This window comes from Pseudomonas sp. LBUM1659 (assembly GCF_059716045.1).
Genome location: NZ_CP166797.1, coordinates 3,115,336 through 3,136,831, shown reverse-complemented (window position 1 = coordinate 3,136,831; position 21,496 = coordinate 3,115,336). Strand labels below are relative to the sequence as shown.

General features: G+C 58.2%; 15 protein-coding genes. 8 read left to right on the top strand and 7 right to left on the bottom strand.

Annotation, left to right across the window (positions count from 1 at the left end; translation table 11 throughout):
- Window positions 1–62 precede the first annotated feature (62 nt).
- From ACA048_RS14125 to ACA048_RS14115, 3 genes are all read right to left on the bottom strand, one after another.
- Entirely contained in the window at window positions 63–1,463 is a 1,401-nt protein-coding gene (locus ACA048_RS14125) for an aminotransferase-like domain-containing protein (protein ID WP_497629692.1), read from the bottom strand.
- 67 nt (window positions 1,464–1,530) lie between these two features.
- A complete protein-coding gene (locus tag ACA048_RS14120; RefSeq protein ID WP_497629691.1) occupies window positions 1,531–2,991 on the bottom strand; it encodes a hypothetical protein in 1,461 nt (486 codons plus the stop codon).
- A 560-nt stretch (window positions 2,992–3,551) separates the two neighbouring features.
- Window positions 3,552–4,574 carry a zinc-dependent alcohol dehydrogenase family protein gene (locus tag ACA048_RS14115; protein WP_497629690.1) on the bottom strand — a complete coding sequence of 341 codons (1,023 nt, stop codon included), beginning with the start codon at window positions 4,572–4,574 and terminating at the stop codon, window positions 3,552–3,554.
- A 268-nt stretch (window positions 4,575–4,842) separates the two neighbouring features.
- Between ACA048_RS14115 and ACA048_RS14110 the strand changes: the two genes are divergently transcribed.
- From ACA048_RS14110 to ACA048_RS14095, 4 genes are all read left to right on the top strand, one after another.
- Window positions 4,843–5,760, top strand: a complete 918-nt coding sequence (locus ACA048_RS14110) for a LysR family transcriptional regulator (protein WP_497629689.1) — start codon at window positions 4,843–4,845, stop codon at window positions 5,758–5,760.
- Between the two features lie 325 nt (window positions 5,761–6,085).
- Window positions 6,086–7,339: a multidrug efflux RND transporter periplasmic adaptor subunit MexE gene (mexE, locus tag ACA048_RS14105; protein ID WP_497629688.1), complete on the top strand. Its 1,254-nt coding sequence runs from the start codon at window positions 6,086–6,088 to the stop codon at window positions 7,337–7,339.
- A 15-nt stretch (window positions 7,340–7,354) separates the two neighbouring features.
- On the top strand, window positions 7,355–10,537 hold the full coding sequence (locus tag ACA048_RS14100; RefSeq protein ID WP_497629687.1) for an efflux RND transporter permease subunit: 3,183 nt from the start codon (window positions 7,355–7,357) through the stop codon (window positions 10,535–10,537).
- Entirely contained in the window at window positions 10,534–11,955 is a 1,422-nt protein-coding gene (locus tag ACA048_RS14095) for an efflux transporter outer membrane subunit (RefSeq protein ID WP_497629686.1), read from the top strand. Before ACA048_RS14100 ends, ACA048_RS14095 begins: the two co-directional genes overlap by 4 nt.
- A 208-nt stretch (window positions 11,956–12,163) precedes the next feature.
- On the opposite strand, the gene ACA048_RS14090 is transcribed toward ACA048_RS14095, so the two are convergent.
- Genes ACA048_RS14090 through ACA048_RS14080 form a run of 3 tightly spaced genes read right to left on the bottom strand, consistent with a single transcriptional unit; the run spans window position 12,164 to window position 15,459 of the window.
- Entirely contained in the window at window positions 12,164–13,129 is a 966-nt protein-coding gene (locus tag ACA048_RS14090; protein WP_497629685.1) for an HlyD family secretion protein, read from the bottom strand.
- A 4-nt stretch (window positions 13,130–13,133) separates the two neighbouring features.
- Window positions 13,134–13,334, bottom strand: a complete 201-nt coding sequence (locus ACA048_RS14085; protein ID WP_007949274.1) for a DUF1656 domain-containing protein — start codon at window positions 13,332–13,334, stop codon at window positions 13,134–13,136.
- A complete protein-coding gene (locus ACA048_RS14080) occupies window positions 13,324–15,459 on the bottom strand; it encodes an FUSC family protein (RefSeq protein WP_497629683.1) in 2,136 nt (711 codons plus the stop codon). The genes ACA048_RS14085 and ACA048_RS14080 overlap by 11 nt, the downstream gene beginning before the upstream one ends.
- Before the next feature lie 184 nt (window positions 15,460–15,643).
- On the opposite strand from ACA048_RS14080, the gene ACA048_RS14075 reads away from it, so the two are divergent.
- From ACA048_RS14075 to ACA048_RS14060, 4 genes are all read left to right on the top strand, one after another.
- A complete protein-coding gene (locus ACA048_RS14075; RefSeq protein WP_497629682.1) occupies window positions 15,644–16,699 on the top strand; it encodes a tetratricopeptide repeat protein in 1,056 nt (351 codons plus the stop codon).
- A gap of 114 nt (window positions 16,700–16,813) precedes the next feature.
- Entirely contained in the window at window positions 16,814–18,316 is a 1,503-nt protein-coding gene (locus ACA048_RS14070) for an ATPase domain-containing protein (RefSeq protein ID WP_497629681.1), read from the top strand.
- Window positions 18,313–19,983 carry an ATP-binding protein gene (locus tag ACA048_RS14065; protein ID WP_497629680.1) on the top strand — a complete coding sequence of 557 codons (1,671 nt, stop codon included), beginning with the start codon at window positions 18,313–18,315 and terminating at the stop codon, window positions 19,981–19,983. Before ACA048_RS14070 ends, ACA048_RS14065 begins: the two co-directional genes overlap by 4 nt.
- Window positions 19,984–20,146: 163 nt before the next feature.
- Window positions 20,147–21,058 carry a halovibrin HvnA gene (locus ACA048_RS14060; RefSeq protein ID WP_497629679.1) on the top strand — a complete coding sequence of 304 codons (912 nt, stop codon included), beginning with the start codon at window positions 20,147–20,149 and terminating at the stop codon, window positions 21,056–21,058.
- Window positions 21,059–21,067: 9 nt separating this feature from the next.
- Here the strand turns inward: ACA048_RS14060 and ACA048_RS14055 are convergent, their stop codons facing one another.
- Entirely contained in the window at window positions 21,068–21,445 is a 378-nt protein-coding gene (locus ACA048_RS14055) for a response regulator (RefSeq protein WP_497629678.1), read from the bottom strand.
- Between the last annotated feature and the right edge of the window lie 51 nt (window positions 21,446–21,496).

Genomic DNA, 21,496 nt, shown 5'->3' with positions numbered 1-21,496 from the left:
GCAGTTTGACCGCAGCGCGATGGGATCGATTCAAGATGATTCAAGATGTTTGACCGCCTCGCTCAATCGGTGGCCTCCAGACGCAAGGCATCCCCCAGCAGGCCCAGTGCAACGGCAAGGTCATGCTCACCGCCGAAGGTATGGCTCAGCCGCAAGTGTTGCCCATGCAGGCCGCGCAAACTGAACAAATCCCCTGGCGCCACCACCACCTGCTGCTTGAGCAATCGGTGGAACACGCCGCGCACATCGACCCGCCGCAACGAGCGCACCCAGACTGTTGCGCCTCCCAGGGGGTCGACGAAGTGCAAGGCGTCTGCCAGTCGCTCCTCCAGCAGTTGAGTCATCTGCACTTTGCGCTCCTTGAGCAGCCGGCGCAGCACCAGTAAGTGCTGATCGATTCGTCCATTGTTGTACAGACGCGCGATGGCCTTCTGGCGGATCGGCGATAAGCGGAAGGATCTCAGCAGAAAGTGCCGCTGCAGCTCATCTCGCCACTGCCGCGAAAGCAGGTAGCCGTAAGGCGCTTCAGGCCCGATGACCTTCTCGAACGTGGAAAACACGATCAATCGCTCCGGGGCCAGCCAATCACGAAACCGTGGCCGGCCGGGTTCAAATTCGAGTTCGCCGTGACAATCATTTTCCAACACCCAACTGCCGTGCCGCTCCAGCAACTGCGCCGTGGATTGTCGGTTGCTGTCGCACGCCACACTGCCGCGCGGCATGTTCAGGCCGGATGACAGCATCACCAGCCTCACCGGTTCGGTTTCCAGCAGCATCTGCAGATGATCCAGGTCCAGCCCGCCATCAGCTTGCAATGACAACTCGATGACCTGCACGTCGGCGTCCTGGAACAATCGCAGGATCGCCCAGTCGCACGGCGACTCCACCACGACCGTGGCGTCTTTGAGGCACAGCACCGCGATCAATATTTCCAGTACGCCACGCAGATCAGCCCCGATGTAGACATCGTCGGCGTGCCAGCAGCGTGCTGGAGAGGAGGTATAACGAGCCGCCAGGGCGGCGCGCAGTTCCCGTTCGCCACAGGGTTGAGAGGTGGGTTGCGGCTGGCGTGGATACTGGCGCAACAGTTCTCTCTCAAGCAGCAACAGCGGACTGTCCAACGGTTGCAGCAGTGCGGGCTCATCAGCGCTCAATACCAGCATTCCAGGGCGTCTGGCATTCACATAGACCGTTTCCAGCAGATCATTGCCGCTGCACGGTGGCCGGATGAACGACACCGGCAGTGCGTAATAACCGGATTTGGCCACCGAATAGACGCGCCCTTCCTTTTCCAGCAACGAATACGCGTACTGAATGGTCGAAATCGAGACGCTCAGGCGGTCCGCCAACTGCCGTAACGAAGGGAGCCGCACACGCGTTTCGCTGACCGGTTCGCTGATCAGGTGGGTCAGGTAGCGGTACACCGCCTGATAAGCGAAGTCGGTTTCTCGGGGTCCTTTCATGGGCAATGGCCGAACATATTGAACTCGGCCCGGTGCCGCTGAGTGCGCATTATCAAGCCAGGCACTTTCAACGTCCCGTTGACCGTTCGCCCGCCTTGGCGTCAATCGCCATCAGCTCTGCTTGCTGGCCCGTGTCCGCTGGTTCGGCGCTGGCCACCGGTCCCATGCGATATAACGCGCCGATCAGGCTGACGGGCAACCCGCTGACATCGACCATCCATTGCAATACCTGCTCGGGCGCAGGCTTGCCCTGCATTGCCCGATGCAGTTCGGGCAGCGCCACGAGCATGCCGGGATGACACTGGCGTAGAAAACGTTCAAGCGACGCGCCGTTGTCGACAAAGGGCGCAAACAGTAAACACACCAGTTGAGCTTCGTTCAGGCCAAGATTTTTTTGCGCCTCGACCGCCGCCAGTTCGCGTTGATCCGACCGGGTTGCCGGGTTGACGTACGTCTGCAACGCCTGGTCGCACACAGGCTCTGGCAGTTGCTTGCGTCGCATCATGACCAGTAGCCGCTGCAAATAATCGCTAATGCCGGCCTCATACATCCTCCCCTCCACGAAGCAGGCTTGCAGCCCCCGCAGGTGTGCGCAAATCGAAAGGCTGACGAATTCGTTATCGCCAACCTGAGTCGTCAACCCGTCAGGTTGAAATTTCAGGAACTCTGTGAGCAGCGGCCAGCGCTCTTCCAGGTTGCTGACCAGCAAGTCGTGAATGTCGATGAATGTCGCGCGGCGACACGCCTCAAAATTTTCTGCGGGACGCCACGCGGGCTGTTCATGGCCAGAATAAAACTCGCGATAGCAATCGCTGCCCAGTTCATCGAGCCGAGTGAAGAGCTGCTCAAAGCCCGTTTCAGGCTGATCAGGCATCGGGAAGCCGGCTTTTGCCGCAGCACGGTTCAATCCCTCCATAAACTGCCTTTGCTGGCGCGGTGAATCGCTACTGACCAAGGCATCGACGCCCCGTTCCCAGCGGGCGATTTGTCCGTAGAACTCGCCCGTTGCCAGGTAGCCGTCATCCCACAGATCCAGAGGGTCGTTCAAGGTTCGGCGGTGACCGACCATCAAGAGATTGAGTCGATTTGACTCGCGGCCGGCTTCAGAGACCCCGACCCCGTGATTGAACGGCAGGACCTCGCGGTTATCGACCATCAACACTTCAACCCGAGGATCATCGTAAAGAAACAACGCACTGCAGCTGCGATGGATGTTTTCAAGGGCCATCGAGGCTGCGTCGCTCAAGCGCAAGGTCGCCACCCGCAGCTGGAATGTCGCGGGTGCCCGGCCGGCAATGCTCAATTGCGCGGCACGCAGCAGCGCAAGGGTGTAGCAGCTGTCGCGGGTCCCCGACTGGATCGTCAGCACCTTGTACTCGCCAATACGTTCCATGCCACCTGCAGCGACCACCACGCGCTGAATCAACAGCTGCAATGCAGTGCGTTCGGCCCGCGAAAAAAAACTCAGCAATCGTTGCAATACTTGCTGATAAACATAGTTCATTGCCTGATCATGGGTATTGGTCATCATTGTTTACCTGTTACTCATAGGTTCGATGTCACGCAAACAACGCTCTGCATTGCGCAATCGGTTGCCCGTCATGATTAGAGTGCCGTGCTTGATATCAGATGCTAACACTTAGTCTTTAGTCATTATTTGAAACGATTAGAACCTGGCGACAAACCGCCTGACGCCATCAGGCCTCCAGCCCCGACAGAATGGGCGTCTGGCGACAACGCGAGTGATCCTAGGAAATATCCGACAGCGTCCCACAGACAAGTAGCACGACAAATAAAGAAAGAAGTCACCCTAAGTTTTTCGGCAACTGTTCGATAACGCGCTAATTGTTGAGTTTGTATTGCCGGGGCGCATTGAAAAGTGTCTGCCCGATACCTGGCCATAGCTCATTCCTTGAGATGAAAGTAATCATTCAATTATCGGGGCTTATATGATGATTAGAAGATACAGATTGAGGGCAAAAACCAGTTCAGTTGCTGAACGGCCCCGTCATCGATTGACGGAACGCCTCATTTTTTCGGAGGGAGAATGAAAAAGTCCGTGCAAGCACGGACTTTTTTTGGAGCGTGTTACGCAGGCTCGACCTGTAGAGCCACCCGCTCGCGGCATGGGCATTCGTCCATGTAGCGGTGCGCTTCGACAAACTCGGAAAACGGGAAGACCCGAGTCTTGAGCGGTAGTAACACGTGGTCAGCGGTCAACTGGTTGATATCACGCAAGGCACGCTGCAGTGCGACCTGGTCCTGGGTGATGCCCAATTCCGGCTTGCCGGTGAAGTTGCCGATACAGTGCACAAAAAACTGAATGTTCTTCTGGAACGCTGCACAGGCCGGAAACGGCGTCTGGTTACCGCCTTGCAGGCCGTATAACACCAGGCTGCCACGAGGCGCGAGCACATCGCCGAGCAGCGACATCTGCGGACCACCCAACCCGTCGAACACCACATCCACGCCGCGGTTGTCCGTGATTTTGTTGACCCGCATGAGCAGATCTTCTTCTTCGGTGACGATCACTTTCTCGGCACCCAGCGATAGCAGGTACTCACGTTCATCTGCCGTTTTGGTGGCGGCAATCACTCGTACGCCCAAGGCTTTGCCGAGTTGCACGAACGAAGGTCCGGCACAATGGCTGGCGTCGGTCACCAGGACAAATTGCCCGGGTTTGACGCGTGCCAGATCGTTGAGAGCGAAGTAGGCAATCAGCAGCGGTGTGTAATGTACGGCCGCTTCGATCGGACTCAGCACCTCCGGATAGCGGGTCAGTGCCGAGCGCGGCAGAACAATCTGCTCGCCGTACACGGGATAGTCGTTCGGGCTTTCGGCCGGGAAGCTGGCGACCTTGTCACCGACTGCCAGGTCATCGACGCCCTCGCCGAGCGCCGTAACGACGCCGGACATTTCCTGACCAAGGCCGGAAGGCAGGCGAGCGTGGGACGGGGCCAGATTCTGGCGCCAGAGAGTGTCGTACCAGCTAATGCCAATCGCCTCGACGCGCACCTGCACTTCGCCCGGAGCAGGAAGTGCTGCCGCATGCTCTTCGCATTTGAGCACCTCGGCTGGACCAAACTTGTGAAAACGGATCGTGCGGGACATCGCAAACCTCGTCAAAGTAACCTCTAATGCCCTGAACTCTATCCGGGCTTTCTACCCAAGACTATCAGTGGCTATTAATAGTCGACATGCCTGTCATTGATTCCGCAGCACCGCCGACATCATCAAATGTCGTGAACATCGAAGCGGCCTTTCAGGGAAAACTGAATTACACGGTGCAGAGTAGCAGCCTTTCCCCGTAAGATTCATGCCGGCCATTGTTCTTATATGGCCGCTCTCGTCAAGCTTGATGACTCTGCCAGGACTCCAGATGAATCGTAATGACCTGCGTCGTGTCGACCTGAACCTGTTGATCGTTTTCGAAACATTGATGCACGAACGCAGCGTGACCCGCGCTGCGGAGAAACTGTTTCTCGGCCAGCCGGCCATCAGTGCGGCGCTTTCACGCCTGCGCGGGCTGTTCGATGATCCGCTGTTTGTGCGCACCGGTCGCAGCATGGAACCGTCCGCACGGGCGATAGAAATCTTCGCTCTGCTCTCCCCTGCGCTGGACTCGATTTCCACGGCCGTCAGCCGTGCGGCGGAATTCGATCCGGCCACCAGCACCGCGGTGTTCCGCATTGGTCTTTCGGACGATGTCGAGTTTGCCCTGCTGCCGATGCTACTCAAGCGCCTGCGTGCCGAGTCGCCCGGAATCGTGCTGGTGGTGCGTCGCGCCAACTACATTCTGATGCCAAGCCTGCTGGCCTCGGGTGAAATTTCCATCGGCGTCAGCTACACCGCCGACCTGCCGGCCAACGCCAAACGCAAAGTGCTGCGTCGCAGTATGCCGAAGCTGTTGCGGGCCGACACCGTGCCCGGGCCATTGAGCCTGGATGACTTCTGCGCCCGGCCGCATGCGTTGGTGTCGTTCGCGGGTGACCTGAGCGGCTTTATAGATGACGAGCTGGAAAAACTCGGGCGCAAACGGCATGTCGTGCTCGCGGTACCGCAGTTCAACGGGCTGAGCTCGCTGCTGAGCGGCACCGATATTGTGGCGACGGTGCCTGACTATACGGCCGACGCGCTGACCGCGGCCGGTGGTGTCCGGGCTGAAGATCCGCCGCTGCCGGTACGTACTTTTGAATTGCACATGGCCTGGCGCGGGTCGCAGGATAATGATCCGGGTGAGCGCTGGTTGCGCTCGCGGATTCAGATGTTTTTTGGGGATCCGGACAGTCTGGCCTGATTCTGACGTTGTGTCGGGGCTGATGGCCTCTTCGCGGCAAGTCGAATCGTCGCACCGCCGCTCCTGCATTGGAATGCATTTCCCTGTGGGAGCGTGGCTTGCCCGCGATGGCCTCGACTCGATTTCACGCCCGACCTTTGCAGTCACAGCAACACTGAATTGTCATCAATTCAATTGATCACTGATCAGCCAAAGGTGCATGCTAGAGAGCTTGCCCAGCCCTCCTATCATTCCGAATGATAGTTACCTTCGCTTCATTCGATTCGTGACATACACCCTCGCCGCTCATCATCCGTCCATTCTCAATACATTGGCGGATGCATCCATGGAACAATCTCTCAAACATTTGCGTTTCCCGTTGGCCCTGTTGGCCGTGCTGGTGATGAGCGCCTGCGGCAAGGCTCCGGAGTCAGCCGCGACCATGCCTGCGGCCAAAGTCAGCGTCGCCAAGGTGCTGGAACAACCGATCAACGAGTGGGACGAATTCACCGGGCGCCTGGAAGCCCCGGAAACGGTAGAAATTCGTCCGCGGGTCTCCGGGCAGATTGATGAAGTGGCGTTCACTGAAGGCGCACTGGTCAAGAAAGGCGATTTGCTGTTCCAGATAGACCCGCGTCCATTCCAGGCAGAGGTCCGCCGCCTCGAAGCCCTGGTTGCCCAGTCCCGCGCCAACGCAACCCGCAGTGAAAACGAAGCCCAGCGCGGTGAACGTCTGCGCACCAGCAACGCGATCTCCGCAGAACTGGCCGACTCGCGCACCAGTGCAGCTCAAGAAGCCCGTGCCGCCGTCGGTGCCCTTCAGGCGCAACTGGACCTGGCCAAACTGAACCTGAGCTTCACCCGCGTCACCGCGCCAATCAGCGGTCGCGTCAGCCGTGCGGAAATTACCGCCGGCAACCTGGTGACCGCCGATACCACGCCACTGACCAGCGTCGTGTCCACCGATAAGGTTTACGCCTACTTCGACGCTGACGAGCGCGTATTCCTCAAGTACACCCAACTCGCCCGCCAGGGCAAACGCGGTGCCACCACCCCGGTTTACATGGGCCTGTCTGACGAAGACGGCAACCCGCACCAGGGCGTGATGAACTTCATCGACAACCAGGTGAACCCGAAAACCGGCACCATTCGCGGTCGTGCGGTATTCGACAACGCTGATGGCAGCTACACCCCGGGTCTTTATGCGCGCCTGAAACTGGTTGGGAGCGGCACCTATTCCGCCGTGCTGATCAATGATGAAGCGGTCGGCACTGATTTGGGTAAAAAATTCGTACTGGTCATGGATGCCGACAACAAAACGGCATACCGCGCCGTCGAGCTGGGGCCGAAGATTGAAGGCTTGCGCATCGTGCGCAACGGCCTGAACAAGGATGACACCGTCATCGTCAAGGGGCTGCAACGGGTACGCCCTGGCTCGCCGGTCACTCCTGAAGTGATCCCGATGGCCAGCGAACAGACCCTCGCGGCTCTGGCGCAACAACGACAAGCGCTGGAAGCCAGCAACTTGCCCCAAGTCGCACCTGCCAGGGTCGCGCCGGGTTCGGTTGTGAAACTGGCTGCTGCGACTCCACGCGGATAAGGGATAACGACTCCGATGAATTTTTCCCAATTCTTTATTTCACGGCCGATCTTTGCAGCGGTGCTGTCGCTGCTGATCCTGATCGCCGGCGCCATCTCGCTGTTCCAGTTGCCGATCAGCGAATACCCGGAAGTCGTGCCGCCGACCGTTGTGGTCCGAGCCAACTTCCCGGGCGCCAACCCTAAAGTCATCGGTGAAACCGTGGCCGCTCCTTTGGAGCAAGCCATCACTGGCGTCGAGAACATGCTGTACATGTCCTCGCAGTCCACCGCTGACGGCAAGATCACCCTGACTATTACCTTCGCGCTGGGCACCGACCTGGACAACGCACAGGTGCAGGTGCAGAACCGCGTGACTCGCACCGAGCCCAAACTTCCTGAAGAAGTGACGCGCATCGGTATCACCGTCGACAAAGCTTCGCCCGACCTGACCATGGTTGTGCACTTGACCTCACCGGACAAACGCTACGACATGCTGTACCTGTCCAACTACGCCCTGCTCAACATCAAGGATGAGCTGGCGCGCCTGGGCGGTGTCGGTGACGTGCAATTGTTCGGCATGGGCGATTACTCGCTGCGGGTGTGGCTCGATCCGAACAAGACCGCTTCACGCAACCTGACCGCCACCGATGTGGTGAGCGCGATCCGTGAACAAAACCGTCAGGTGGCTGCCGGTGCACTGGGCGCGCCGCCTGCGCCAAATGCCACCGCTTTCCAGCTCTCGGTCAACACTCAAGGTCGTCTGGTTTCTGAAGAAGAGTTCGAGAACATCATCATTCGCTCCGGCGATAACGGCGAAATCACTCGCCTGAAAGACATTGCCCGCGTCGAACTCGGTTCCAGCCAATACGCCCTGCGCTCCTTGCTCAACAACCAACCGGCGGTGGCGATTCCGATCTTCCAGCGTCCGGGTTCCAACGCCATCGAAATCTCCAACGAAGTTCGAGCGAAGATGGCCGAGCTGAAGAAGAACTTCCCGGAAGGCATGGATTTCAGCATCGTCTATGACCCGACGATTTTCGTGCGCGGTTCCATCGAGGCGGTGGTTCACACCCTCTTTGAAGCACTGATTCTCGTGGTGCTGGTGGTGATCCTGTTCCTGCAGACCTGGCGTGCCTCGATCATTCCGTTGGTGGCGGTGCCGGTTTCGCTGATCGGTACGTTTGCCGTGATGCACCTGTTCGGTTTCTCGCTGAACGCCTTGTCGCTATTTGGTCTGGTACTCGCCATCGGTATCGTGGTGGATGACGCCATCGTGGTGGTGGAGAACGTCGAGCGAAATATTGGGCTGGGGCTGACGCCGGTCGAAGCGACCAAGCGTGCCATGCGTGAAGTGACCGGCCCGATCATCGCCACAGCGCTGGTGCTGTGCGCGGTGTTTATCCCGGCGGCGTTCATTTCGGGTCTGACTGGCCAGTTCTACAAGCAATTCGCGTTGACCATTGCGATCTCGACCGTGATCTCGGCGTTCAACTCGCTGACCCTGTCGCCAGCACTGGCTGCCGTCTTGCTGAAAAGTCATGACGCGCCGAAAGACCGTTTCTCCAAGGTCCTCGACAAGATCTTCGGTGGCTGGTTGTTCCGCCCGTTCAACCGTTTTTTTGACAAGGCCAGCCATGGTTACGTCCGCACCGTGGGCCGGGTTATCCGCAGCAGCGGGATCGCCTTGCTCCTGTACGCAGGCTTGATGGTGCTGACCTTCTTCGGTTTTGCCAACACCCCGACCGGTTTTGTTCCCGGCCAGGACAAGCAATACCTGGTGGCCTTCGCTCAACTGCCGGATGCGGCGAGCCTGGACCGTACCGAAGACGTGATCAAACGCATGTCCGACCTGGCCCTGAAACAGCCTGGCGTAGAAAGTGCGGTGGCCTTCCCTGGCCTGTCGATCAACGGTTTCACCAACAGTCCTAACGCCGGCATCGTGTTCGTGACCCTGAAACCGTTCGACGAGCGCAAGGACCCGAGCATGTCCGCCGGTGCGATTGCCGGCGCCTTGAACGGTCAGTTCGCCGGGATTCAAGAAGCCTACATGGCGATCTTCCCGCCGCCGCCGGTACAGGGCCTGGGCACCATCGGTGGTTTCCGTCTGCAAATCGAAGACCGGGGCAACCTGGGCTACGACGAGCTGTACAAAGAAACCATGAACATCATCAACAAAAGCCACAACGTGCCGGAACTGGCCGGCCTGTTCACCAGCTACACCGTGAACGTGCCACAGGTCGATGCCGCCATCGACCGGGAAAAAGCCAAGACCCACGGCGTGGCCGTCAGCGACATATTCGACACCCTGCAGATCTACCTGGGTTCGCTGTATGCCAACGACTTCAACCGCTTCGGTCGTACCTATCAGGTCAACGTTCAGGCTGAACAACAATTCCGTCTTGAACCGGACCAGATCGGTCAGCTGAAAGTACGCAACAACAAAGGCGAGATGATCCCGCTAGCGACCTTCATCAAGGTCAGCGACACCTCGGGGCCGGACCGCGTGATGCACTACAACGGCTTCATCACCGCTGAAATCAACGGTGCAGCAGCCCCGGGCTACAGCTCTGGACAGGCCGAAAAAGCCATTGAGAAACTGCTCAAGGATGAACTTCCGAACGGCATGACCTACGAATGGACCGACCTGACCTACCAGCAGATTCTGTCCGGCAACACGGCGTTGTTCGTGTTCCCGCTTTGCGTACTGCTGGCGTTCCTGGTACTCGCGGCTCAGTACGAAAGCTGGAGCCTGCCATTGGCGGTGATCCTGATCGTACCGATGACGTTGCTGTCGGCCATTACCGGTGTGATTGCTTCGGGTGGTGACAACAACATCTTCACCCAGATCGGCCTGATCGTACTGGTGGGACTTGCGTGTAAGAACGCGATCCTGATTGTCGAGTTTGCCAAGGACAAACAGCAGGACGAAGGCCTCAGCCCGCTCGCCGCTGTGTTGGAAGCTTGCCGTCTGCGTCTGCGTCCGATCCTGATGACCTCCTTCGCGTTCATCATGGGTGTTGTGCCTCTGGTGTTCTCCAGCGGTGCCGGTGCCGAAATGCGTCACGCCATGGGTGTGGCAGTGTTCTCCGGGATGCTCGGGGTGACCTTCTTCGGTCTGTTGCTGACGCCTGTGTTCTACGTATTGATTCGTAACTTTGTGGAGCGCGGTGAAAAGCGCAAAGCGGCCAAGGCCCTGAAACTGGAGGCGCAACAATGAGTTTGAAAGCGTTTCTGCCGAGCCTGCTGGTACTGGCCCTGAGCGCCTGTACCGTCGGCCCGGACTACAAGACCCCAGCGACCGAACCGGCCCACATTACCGCCGCTACCGATGGCGCTGCCGGTCAGAAAAACTTCGACCGTTCGCATTTCGAGGGCATCTGGTGGCAGCAATTCGAAGACCCGACCCTTAACCAGTTGGTGACTCAATCGCTGCAAGGCAACCGTGATTTGCGCGTAGCTTTCGCGCGCTGGAAAGCCGCTCGGGCGATTCGTGATGACGTCAGCAATGACGCCATGCCGACCATCACCAGCCGGGTCAGCAGTGACCTGGGCAATGGGCAAGTCCCGGGGCAGACCACCGACCAGGTCAACAGCGAACGTTACGACCTTGGCCTGGACATGGCGTGGGAGGTCGACCTGTTTGGCCGCATCCAGCGCAACCTGGAATCAGCCAACGCTGAACAGCAGGCTATCGAGGCTGATTTTTACCAACTGCAAGTCACCATGATTGCCGAACTGGTGGATTCCTACGGTCAACTCCGTGGTGCGCAACTGCGTGAAAAAATCGCCTTGGCCAACCTGAACAATCAGCAGGAGTCGCGCAAGATAACCATCAGTCTGCGGGATGCCGGCGTCGGCGATCAGCTGGATGTGGAGCGCGCCGATGCACGTCTGGCGTCCGTCGAAGCCAGCGTGCCGCAATTGCAGGCCGAACAGGCACGGCAGAAAAATCGCATCGCCACCCTGTTGGGCGAGCGCCCGGAGAAACTGACCGTCGACCTGAGTCCCAAGAACTTGCCGGCAATCGCTAAAGCGCTGCCGATTGGCGATCCGGGTGAACTGCTGCAACGTCGACCGGACATCCTCAGCGCCGAACGCAAACTGGCTTCCGCCACCGCTCGTATCGGCGTGGCCACGGCTGATTTGTTCCCTCGGGTCAGCCTCAGCGGCTTCCTGGGTTTCACCGCCGGTCGCGGCTCGCAAATCGGTTCCTCGGCGGCCAACGCGTGGGTACTGAGCCCAGCCATCACTTGGGCGGCGTTTGACCTGGGCAGTGTCAAGGCCCGTATACGCGCTACCGATGCGGATGCCGAAGGCGCGCTGGCAAGTTACGAGCAGCAAGTGCTGTTGGCGCTGGAAGAGTCGGAAAACGCGTTCAGCGATTACGGCAAACGGCAGCAACGGTTGATCTCACTGATTCGTCAGAGTGAATCGAGCCGCGCCGCCGCCGACCTGGCCGAAGTTCGATACCGCGAAGGCACGGCGGACTTCCTCGTCCTGCTGGATGCTCAACGCGAGCGACTGGCGGCAGAAGATACCCAGGCCCAGGCTGAAACCGATCTGTATAGCGGCATTGTCGCGATTTACAAAGCCCTGGGCGGTGGCTGGCAACCCGAGACCGTCGCCAGCAAGTAAGCTTTTTAAAACGCTCCTTTGGTTGGCCGCAACCAACCAAAATTTTTAGCCCTGCGCCTCATTCGGTCGCGGGGCTTTTTTTGGTCTGCTGATTCTCGGGACCACTGCCGGCCCCTGTAGGACTGAGCCTGCTCGCGAAGCGGTGTATCAGTCGGCAAATGCATTGCCTGAAACTACGCCATCGCGAGCAGGCTCACTCCTACAGGGGTTAGTGGGTTGCCTTTTCGTTGCGGTTTTCCAGCACGGTTACGGTGGCCGTTGTCCCGGCGCGCAGGAGGTTTTTGTCGGCATAGTCGGCGTCAATCTGAATCCGTACCGGCACCCGTTGTGCAAGTTTGACCCAGGTGTAGCTAGGGTTGATGCTGGCCAGCAAGCGCCCACCGGGAAGGTTGTCGCGGTCGGCGATAGCAAAGGCGATGCTTTGCACAGTGCCGCCGAAGGCTTCGCCGCTCATCAATTCGATGTTGACCCGGTCGCCCTCTGCGATTCGCGGCAACTTGGTCTCTTCAAAATACCCGCTGACATAAAACGACTGGCTGTCCACCAGTGCCAACAGTGGGCCTCCGACAGTGGCATAGTCCCCCTGACGGGTCAGCAGGTTGGTGACAAAACCGGTGACGGGCGATTCGACCCGAGTACGTTGCAAGTTCAGTTCGGACTGGCTCAATGCAGCGATGGCCAGTTGCACATTGGCCTGCGCCAAAATCAAATTGGCCTGGTTACGCAGTAGATCGGCCTCAGCCACGGTCACCTCCGTGTTGGCTTTTTCCCACTCTTCGCCAGAGATGGCCGAGCGTTCCTTCAGCGTACGCCGCCGATGCTCCTCGCTCTGTCGCTGCCTGAGCAGCGATTCGCTGGCGGTAATCGCCGCCTGCGACTGCCCCAGCGAACCTTTCGCCACTTCCACTGAGCGTTTGGAGTGTTCCACTGCCAGGGTGTAACGAGCCGGGTCGATTTCCAGCAGTAACTGGCCTTTCTCAACATGCTGGTTGTCTTGAACAGCCAGCCTGACGATGCGCCCCGAGACATCGGCAGACAACGTCACCACATCAGCGCGCACCCGTGCATCCCGGGTCCAGGGGGCCCGGGTGTAATGCTCCCAGGCAAACCAGCCAAGAATGAAGGCCAGCACTACAACGCCCAGTGTTGCGAGTCGGGGAAGGATGTTCTTCAAGGCATCAGGCTCCCATTACCAGAATCAGCGTTGCGCACACGCAGGCATACAGCGCGCCCTCGAATAACGCTTCATGCCAGACAAAACGCAGCACACCGAGGCGGCGCAGGCCCCAGTCCAGCGCCAGAAAGATCGGCAGCGCCAATAGCAACGCTTGAGCGATTGGCGGCAAGTACACGCCACCCAGTTCAAAATCAATGGGCAAGGGCCGGCACTCCCGCTTCGTCTGCAGATTGAAAGTACTCGCGGTATCGCTGTATGAACGACTCCACGATCAGCAGCGCCACGCGCATCCGGAACACCGACCACAGGTGCTCGTGAACCTCCAGGTGCAGATCGTCCAGCTCGTCGCCCAGGGTGTGCAAATCCTCCAGCAGCCGGTTGATGTCTACCCCGGGGCGCCCGGCAACCCATCTTCCGCAGTCCCGGACAGCCGCCAACAACCGGCGCTTTTGCTCTGAACTCAACAGGGTGTTGCCCTGCCCCTGCTGCCTGAGCTGGTTCAACGCAACGCCCAGGGCCATGCACCCGAGGCTGACCTGAAACAACTCGCCGGAAGATTTGTCGCTGGTCGCCGGCAACAGTCCCAACATCATGGTCAGTCGATCGACCATGCGGCTTTCAAAGGCAAATTGCTGTTCATCGGTGGCTGGCATCTTCATCAAAGCGTAGACCTGCTCAGCGTTTTCCTTGAATAGCCGGCGAATCCGCAAAGCGGGCCTGAACGGGAAGATCAAGGCGAAGACACTCAATGCCAGGACCGTTGCGCTGATATACGCGCCGGCGAACTCGAACCACTGAATCGCACTGTTCTGGCCGATACCGACGTTTTGCGGCCCCAACAACAGAAAGGTCGACAACCCGAGACCGATGCCTGTGCCGGTGGTAGCCGGCGTGGCTAGCCCTACCGCGACCGCGTACAGCAACGGCGCCAACAGCAATGCCATAAGCTCGAAATCACTGATCATTGGCACCAGCATGAATTGGTAAAGCGCCGACACCAGCAACGCCAGGCCCAGGCCCCTTGCATAGCTTTGCGCAGCCAGTAGCGGTCTGGGGAACGTTGCCATCAGCGAACAAAGAATCCCTACCAGAACCATCCCGCCGCGTGCACCATCCCAGCCCGTCTCGATCCAGATCAGTCCGGCGACCACAAACGCGGTAAAGGCCCGAATGGCGTTCATCGCTGCCAGGGTGAAATCCAGATGCAGCGGATTCTCCTGTCCCCGAAACACGCTGCTGGCCTGGCGTCCTTCCTGAATGGCATCACTCAACTCCAGAATCTGCTCCAGTTGCTGTAATAACCGCGCTTGCTCCCAGCGAAGGGCCCAGGCTAGCGAACGCAGCGTGGCCGGCATGGTTTCGGTCAGTTGTTCAGCCTTGTAAGCCTGATCATCGAAACGCTGCTGCAATGCCGAAAAATGCTGGCGTGCATCGGCCGATAGCGAGCGGCCCTTTTGGGCCAGCTCATCGAGAAATGCCAGTTCTTCAGCGCGCAAACGCTGTATCTCCAGGGGTAAATCACCTTTCCAGCGCTCGGTCAGCAGTTCACGCTGATGGCGCAGCGCCATTAACCGTGATGTCAGCAACACCAATTGGTTTCCCAGCAACTGGACCAGACTATTGGCACTGCGTAACCGTGGCGCATCGAAGTAAAGATGCCGCCGCAACCCTTCCAGGGCGCTGATTTCGCCCAACAGCTGCATTTGCCTGCGTTGAAAATCGGCGTCGCTTTCTTCGGTTCGAATGACGGCAGCGGCGTGTGTCGCCAGTAACTTGATCACGTGATCAATCTTGGTGAAGTAGTTTCGGGCCACGGCTTCCGGACGCGCGGTCAGAAGGCTGACAACGCAGACGCAAGCCACCGCCAGAAGCGTCTCGGTCACGCGCGTAACGGCCAGCAGGAAAGTGCCGTCCTGATCAGGTACGGCCAATAGCGCCACCACTACGGCCGTGTAGCCGCTGAGCACAAAGGCCTGGGAACTGGTGTAGCGCAACAAGGTGCCACCGGCGGTGCACAACGCCAGCCACAGTGCCAGGGTGATGATGAAAGGCAGCGGCGCCTGGGGGAAGATCGCCATGATCAACACCGCCGCGGCAGCACCCAGGGTGGTGCCGATGACCTGGCCGAAACTGCGGGCCAGTGCCATCCCGGCCAGTGGCTGGCTGACGATGACTACCGCCATGATCGACCATTTGGGTTGATCGAGGTCGAACAGAAACGCCAGGTATAGGGTCAGCAGCCCGGCCACGATGGTTCTCAAGGCAAACAGCAACACCCCTTGCCCGGGATTGAGTATGGCCTTGAAGTATTGAAGCAGCGGTTGCATGGGAGCACTCTTCGAGTCATCTCTAGCAAGCGTAGTCACTGCGTCACGGCCTCGACAGGTTTCAATGTCGACGGAACCTGTAGGCAAAATCGTCGATATAGAGGCACGTCAGGGTTTGACTCACAGCCCGGCCTGACCGAAGCTGACGGACTTTGCAAAAGCTTGCCAGCTCCTGGATTCCTGCATGCCCCAGTCCCGCCGCTACTTGCTCATCAGTCTCTGTGTGCTGTTTGCCATCACTATTGCCTGGTTATTCCTGCGCAGCACGACGCCTGAGGTGCCCGAAGCAATCAAACGTGGTTACAGCGAAGCGTTGACTCAGACCCGTGCCGGTCAACCGGGGGCTGCACGGGTGCTTTACCAGCAATTGGGCCGCCCGGATCTGTCGGCCAAGCGTCGCATCTGGCTGCATGCCGAACTGCCCAACTACCCAAGCCCGCAGGCCCTGAAACTGGCGGACGCGGACCTGCAACATCCCAATGAAAACGTGCGGATCGCCGCGATCAAAAGCATCAGTGGTCTAGTCTCCTCCGGGCAACGCAGCCTATTGATTGGCCCGATGCTCGATGACGACGTAGAAAACGTGCGATTTGTAGCCGTCAACGCACTGCTGGGGCTGTCGCCGGATGATCTGGGGTTGTATTTCGGGCCGTTGGAGCAAGCCATCGATGCCTGGGAGTTCGCCCTTGACAGTCAACCGCCCAGTGCCCAAAACCAATACCAACTAGCGCGCCTGCACCTGCACAACGCCGAATTGAAAAAGGCACAGGAGGCGCTGGAACGCACATTACAGCTGGACCCAGGCAATCTGCCGGCCTTGGTGATGCAGATTGATGTACTCGACCGGCAAGGCCAGAGCGATGCCGCACGCCAGTTGCTGGCGAAACAATTGAAAGCGCAACCCGACTCGGCCTACCTGCAACATGCCCTGGGGCTTTGGTTGCTGCACCACGGGCAAAGTGAGTTTGCCTTGCTCGGCCTTTCCAAAGCGGTGGAGCTGGAGCCCGACAACAAGGACTATCGCTATGACCTGGCGACCACCTTGCACCTTGAGCAGGAGCTGGAAGCTGCGCAAAAGCAATTACAGGAAATCGTCCAGCGCCACCCTGCCGACCGCAAGGCGCGCGTGCTGCTGATCAACTACTGGAAAGAAAGCGGACAGTTGCAGAACGTACAGATTCTGCTGGCGCAGCTGGAACAGCTCAATCCGGACGACCCCGCGTTGCAGCAAGGGCTTTAATCACAACGAAATTGTGTTGAACCGTCGTCACGGCCAAGGGTCAAGTGATCAGGCAGTCCATACAGGCACCTCAAGCCTGCTGCCTCGCTTTCCCTAGTCATGAGAGGGTTTTTTTTGTTTACATCAAACGAGTTGTTCAGTGCAAAAGCCGCCACCGGCATCGAAGGTCTGGATGACATCCTGGCCGGTGGCTTGTCCCGCGGACATGTATTTTTGCTGGAGGGCGAACCCGGAACCGGCAAAACCACCGTCGCGTTGCATTTTCTGTTGGCCGGCGCCCGCGCTGGCGAACGCTCGTTGTACATCACGCTGTCAGAAACTGAGCGTGAGCTGCGTCAAGGCGCACTGTCCCACGGCTGGGAGTTGGATGAGAACATCCATATCTTCGAGCTGACCCCGCCGGAAAGCCTACTCAATGCAGAACACCAGCAAAGCCTGTTGTACTCCTCGGACCTTGAGCTGGGCGAAGCCACCAAGCAGATTTTCGAAGTGGTTGAGCGGATCAAACCCACCCGCGTGGTGCTCGACAGCCTGTCCGAAATCCGCCTGCTGGCCCAGAGCTCGCTGCGTTATCGTCGACAGATTCTGGCGATCAAACACTATTTTGTGCGTTACGACGCCACCGTGCTGTTGCTGGATGACCTGACCACCGAATCCCTGGATAAAACCGTACACAGCGTCGCGCACGGCGTGATTCGCCTCGAAGAACTGACGCCCAACTATGGCGCCGAACGTCGACGCATTCGCGTGGTGAAGTACCGCGGCCAAAAATATCGCGGCGGTTTTCATGACTTCACCATCATGGGCGACGGCGTGCATGTGTTCCCACGCCTGGTGGCGGCCGAACATCGCGGCGGTTATGTCCGCCAACAGTTGACCAGCAGCATCAAGGAAATGGACGCCCTGCTAGGCGGTGGTATCGAGACGGGTTCCAGCACGTTGATTCTGGGTCCGGCCGGTACCGGTAAATCGCTGATCTCGATGATCTTCGCCGCGGCCGCCGTGGCCCGTGGTGAAAAAGCCGCGCTGTTCATCTTCGATGAAGAACTGGGGCTGTTGTTTGAACGCATGAAAAACATGGGCATCGACCTGCAGGCGCTGCAAGACACCGGTAATTTAATGATTGAACAAGTGGATGCGGCCGAGTTGTCGCCCGGTGAGTTTTCTCATCGGGTTCGCCGCTGCGTCGATGAAGGTAATATCAAAACCGTGGTCATCGACAGCATCAACGGCTATCAGGCCGCGATGCCCGAAGAAAACGCGCTGGTACTGCACATGCACGAGTTGCTGCTGTACCTCAATCGGCGAGGCGCTGCGACATTCATGACGGTCGCCCAGCATGGGCTGGTCGGTGACATGCAAGCGCCAGTCGATATTACGTATCTGGCTGACACGGTGATTCTGTTGCGCTACTTCGAAGCCCTCGGCAAGGTTCGACGGGCGATCTCGATCATCAAAAAACGCACCGGCAGCCATGAGTCGACCATCCGCGAATACCGCATCGGGACTCGGGGCATGACGATTGGTGAGCCATTGGATGCATTCCAGGGCGTATTACGCGGCGTGCCGACTTATCTGGGCGCCAGCCAGCCGCTGCTTCAGGAAGATATCCGGTGAGTATTATTGAGGCGGTGTCCGAGCGCGCGATCATTCTCGCGCCGCTGGGACGCGACAGCCAGATTGCGCTGATGATGCTCAACGAAGCGGGATTCGAAGGCATTGTGACCCGGGATCTGAGCTCGCTGTGCAGTGAGCTGGTGCAAGGTGCCGGAATGCTGGTGATTGCTTCGGAAGCGCTGATTGGTTGTGAACTCGACCCACTTCTGCATCTTATCGAGCAACAACCGGCCTGGTCCGACCTGCCGATCGTTTTGCTGACCCACCACGGCGGGCCCGAGCAGAACCCTGCTTCTCGACTCGGCCCGCAACTGGGTAATGTGACCTTCCTTGAGCGCCCGTTTCATCCGGTGACCTTGATCAGCCTCGTCACCACCGCGTTGCGCGGACGGCGACGACAGTATGAGGCCCGGGACCGATTGATCGATCTGAGCCAAAGTGAACTGCGACTGCAAAATACGCTGGAAACCCTCGAACAACAGGTCGAGGAGCGCACCGCCCAACTGCGACACAACGAAGAAGCCCTGAGGCAGTCGCAGAAAATGGAAGCGGTCGGCCAACTCACCGGCGGTATCGCCCATGACTTCAATAACATGCTGACTGGCATTATCGGCAGTCTGGAGCTGCTGCGTCGACGCTTGGCCCGAGGCCGTACCGAGGACCTGGATGGGCTGATTGATTTGGGCGTGACCTCGGCTAACCGCGCAGCGGGCCTGACCCATCGCCTGCTGGCGTTCTCGCGGCGCCAATCGCTGGATTCCAAACCGGTGGAGATGAACACGCTGGTGGTGTCCATGGGCGAACTGCTCCAGCGCAGCATCAACGAAAGTATTCAGCTGGACATGCAGTTGAGTGACGACCTCTGGGTCGCCGAGGCTGACCCCAACCAACTGGAAAGCGCCCTGCTCAACCTTGTGCTAAACGCCCGAGATGCGATGCCCGAAGGCGGCACGCTGATCGTCAACACCTCCAATCAGCAGCTGGATTCAGGATTCGTTGCGGAGCACGGCAATCTGCTGCCCGGTGATTACGTCGTGCTGCGCGTGACCGACACCGGCTGCGGCATGCCCGAAAGCACGATCAGACGGGCCTTTGACCCCTTCTTTACGACCAAACCGATCGGCCAGGGCACAGGGTTGGGGTTGTCGATGATTTACGGGTTCAGCAAGCAGTCTCACGGTCACGTCACAATCGACAGCGAAGTGGGTCACGGCACTTCGGTGACGCTGTTTCTACCGCGTTACAGCGGGGGTCTGGCCGAAGAAAGCCTGATCGACATCCAGCACGCCCCTCACGCTCAGGACGGTGAAACCGTACTGATTGTCGAAGATGACCCGGCGGTTCGAGTGCTGGTCAGTGCCGTATTGAGTGAGTTGGGTTACGCCTTTGTCGAGGCAGGCGATGCGGACAGTGCGGTGCCGATTCTCGACTCTGCGCAGCGGATCGATCTGTTGATCAGCGATGTCGGGCTGCCGGGGATGAACGGCCGGCAACTGGCGGAAATCGGCCGGCAATACCGACCTGATCTGAAGGTGTTGTTCATCACCGGATACGCCGAACACGCGGCGGTGCGCGGCGGTTTCCTTGATCCTGGCATGCAGATGATCACAAAGCCGTTCACCTTTGACTTGCTGACGGCCAAGGTGCGGGAGATGATCAGAATCTGAAAACGGTGGGCCACTTGACACAATAATTGAATGTTTCAGACCTGCCTACCTGTCAGGTTTGACAGCTATTCAATGGTTCTTTGGTGCTCTCTAATCCCTTCTACGACGCGATGCTTCATCGCCGTTTAACCGGCATTGCGCGAATTATTGAAGGGACACTGAAATGAAGCGACTACTTATTCTTGCGCTTTGCGTGGCACAGGCTAGTTGCCAGACGGCTCGTCAAGATGAAACACCTTTTTCTAACTCTACCAATACGTCTTCTCTTTCTACATTGTCTTCAGTTTCAGGCGGAGCGGAAGTCGCAGCAGAATTAACTCGCCGATATCTTGATGTACGTATTAACTGCGGTAAACCCTCGATGCCGGCGTTCCTGTGCCGAGGAGTGATCTTGCGCTCGACCGTACCATCCAACAATTACCGAAGCTGGAATCCCAGTCCGCATTCCCAAGCCAGCGGAGGTGTTTCATTTACATTTTTGAGTCAGGATGCGAAGTTCAAAAATCTGGTGTTCAGCCAAAAAAACGGCTTTATTTTCTTCCCTGTACTGTCGAAGCCCGCTGATACAAGGCAGATCGAAATCCTGTGTGCATTCCCCATCGACGGTGCGACACAAATAAGAGACAAACCGGGTTGTGGTGCTCATCCTTATGCGCCCGATCGCAGTAGGCGCTGCCAGACAATTGGCATAACCACGGCAGAACAATGGATCGCCAACAAAAATCAGAACGGATGGAACATGTGTAGTTTCGATGTGCGAGATTCAATGAATAATCTAGGCGCAGATTCGTTCTACCAATCGATTCGAGCCCATAACCTTGGGGGCTATTTTGCCGGTAGCTACGATTACTCCGAGTTGATCATGGCCACATGGCCACAAAACATTCCTCGGGAACTACCTATCGAGGCTTTTTACTACCTTCCTGGTGGGTTGGCCGGTGCGCAGCATGATCAAAAGGACTTTTATTCCAGTACTGGCGGAAAAGTCGTTCCAATTATCAAGATGACATTACCCACTACCCCCGCTAGCGACGCGACCTTCATGTACCTTCCGGGGGATCAAGTAGCGCCGTGAAAAATCGGCTCAGGAAAGCATTTGCTGCATGAGCTCTTGCAGTTCATCCAGATCGAACGGCTTGGCCAGGATCGGCGCGGTTTTGGTGATCGGGCTGTCGGTCTCTCGGATTTCCTGCGGATAACCGCTGATAAAAATCACCTTGAGTTCCGGTCGCAACTTCACCGCAGGCTCGGCGACCTGTACGCCGGAAATCCCGCCGGGCAAGCGGAAGTCGGTGATCATCATGTCCAGGTGCGGTTTACTCGCCAGTATTTCAAAGGCCTGTTCGCCGTTTTCGGCCTGCAGCACCCGATAACCTTCACCCGACAAGTAAGCGGACAACACCATCAAAATCGAGGGGTCATCCTCGACAATGAGTACTACATCTTGCGCATCTTCACTCATGGGAAGCCTTTGTTCTGTCAATAGCTGCTGATACGACCGTAGGGTCGATCA

Excerpts from the sequence above, each read along its gene's own strand:
- ACA048_RS14055 (WP_497629678.1), bottom strand. The coding sequence starts at position 21,445 with ATGAGTGAAGATGCGCAAGATGTAGTACTCATTGTCGAGGATGACCCC.
- ACA048_RS14095 (WP_497629686.1), top strand. The coding sequence starts at position 10,534 with ATGAGTTTGAAAGCGTTTCTGCCGAGCCTGCTGGTACTGGCCCTGAGC.
- ACA048_RS14060 (WP_497629679.1), top strand. The coding sequence starts at position 20,147 with ATGAAGCGACTACTTATTCTTGCGCTTTGCGTGGCACAGGCTAGTTGC.
- mexE (WP_497629688.1), top strand. The coding sequence starts at position 6,086 with ATGGAACAATCTCTCAAACATTTGCGTTTCCCGTTGGCCCTGTTGGCC.
- ACA048_RS14110 (WP_497629689.1), top strand. The coding sequence starts at position 4,843 with ATGAATCGTAATGACCTGCGTCGTGTCGACCTGAACCTGTTGATCGTT.
- ACA048_RS14080 (WP_497629683.1), bottom strand. The coding sequence starts at position 15,459 with ATGCAACCGCTGCTTCAATACTTCAAGGCCATACTCAATCCCGGGCAA.
- ACA048_RS14075 (WP_497629682.1), top strand. The coding sequence starts at position 15,644 with ATGCCCCAGTCCCGCCGCTACTTGCTCATCAGTCTCTGTGTGCTGTTT.
- ACA048_RS14100 (WP_497629687.1), top strand. The coding sequence starts at position 7,355 with ATGAATTTTTCCCAATTCTTTATTTCACGGCCGATCTTTGCAGCGGTG.
- ACA048_RS14125 (WP_497629692.1), bottom strand. The coding sequence starts at position 1,463 with ATGAAAGGACCCCGAGAAACCGACTTCGCTTATCAGGCGGTGTACCGC.
- ACA048_RS14120 (WP_497629691.1), bottom strand. The coding sequence starts at position 2,991 with ATGACCAATACCCATGATCAGGCAATGAACTATGTTTATCAGCAAGTA.
- ACA048_RS14115 (WP_497629690.1), bottom strand. The coding sequence starts at position 4,574 with ATGTCCCGCACGATCCGTTTTCACAAGTTTGGTCCAGCCGAGGTGCTC.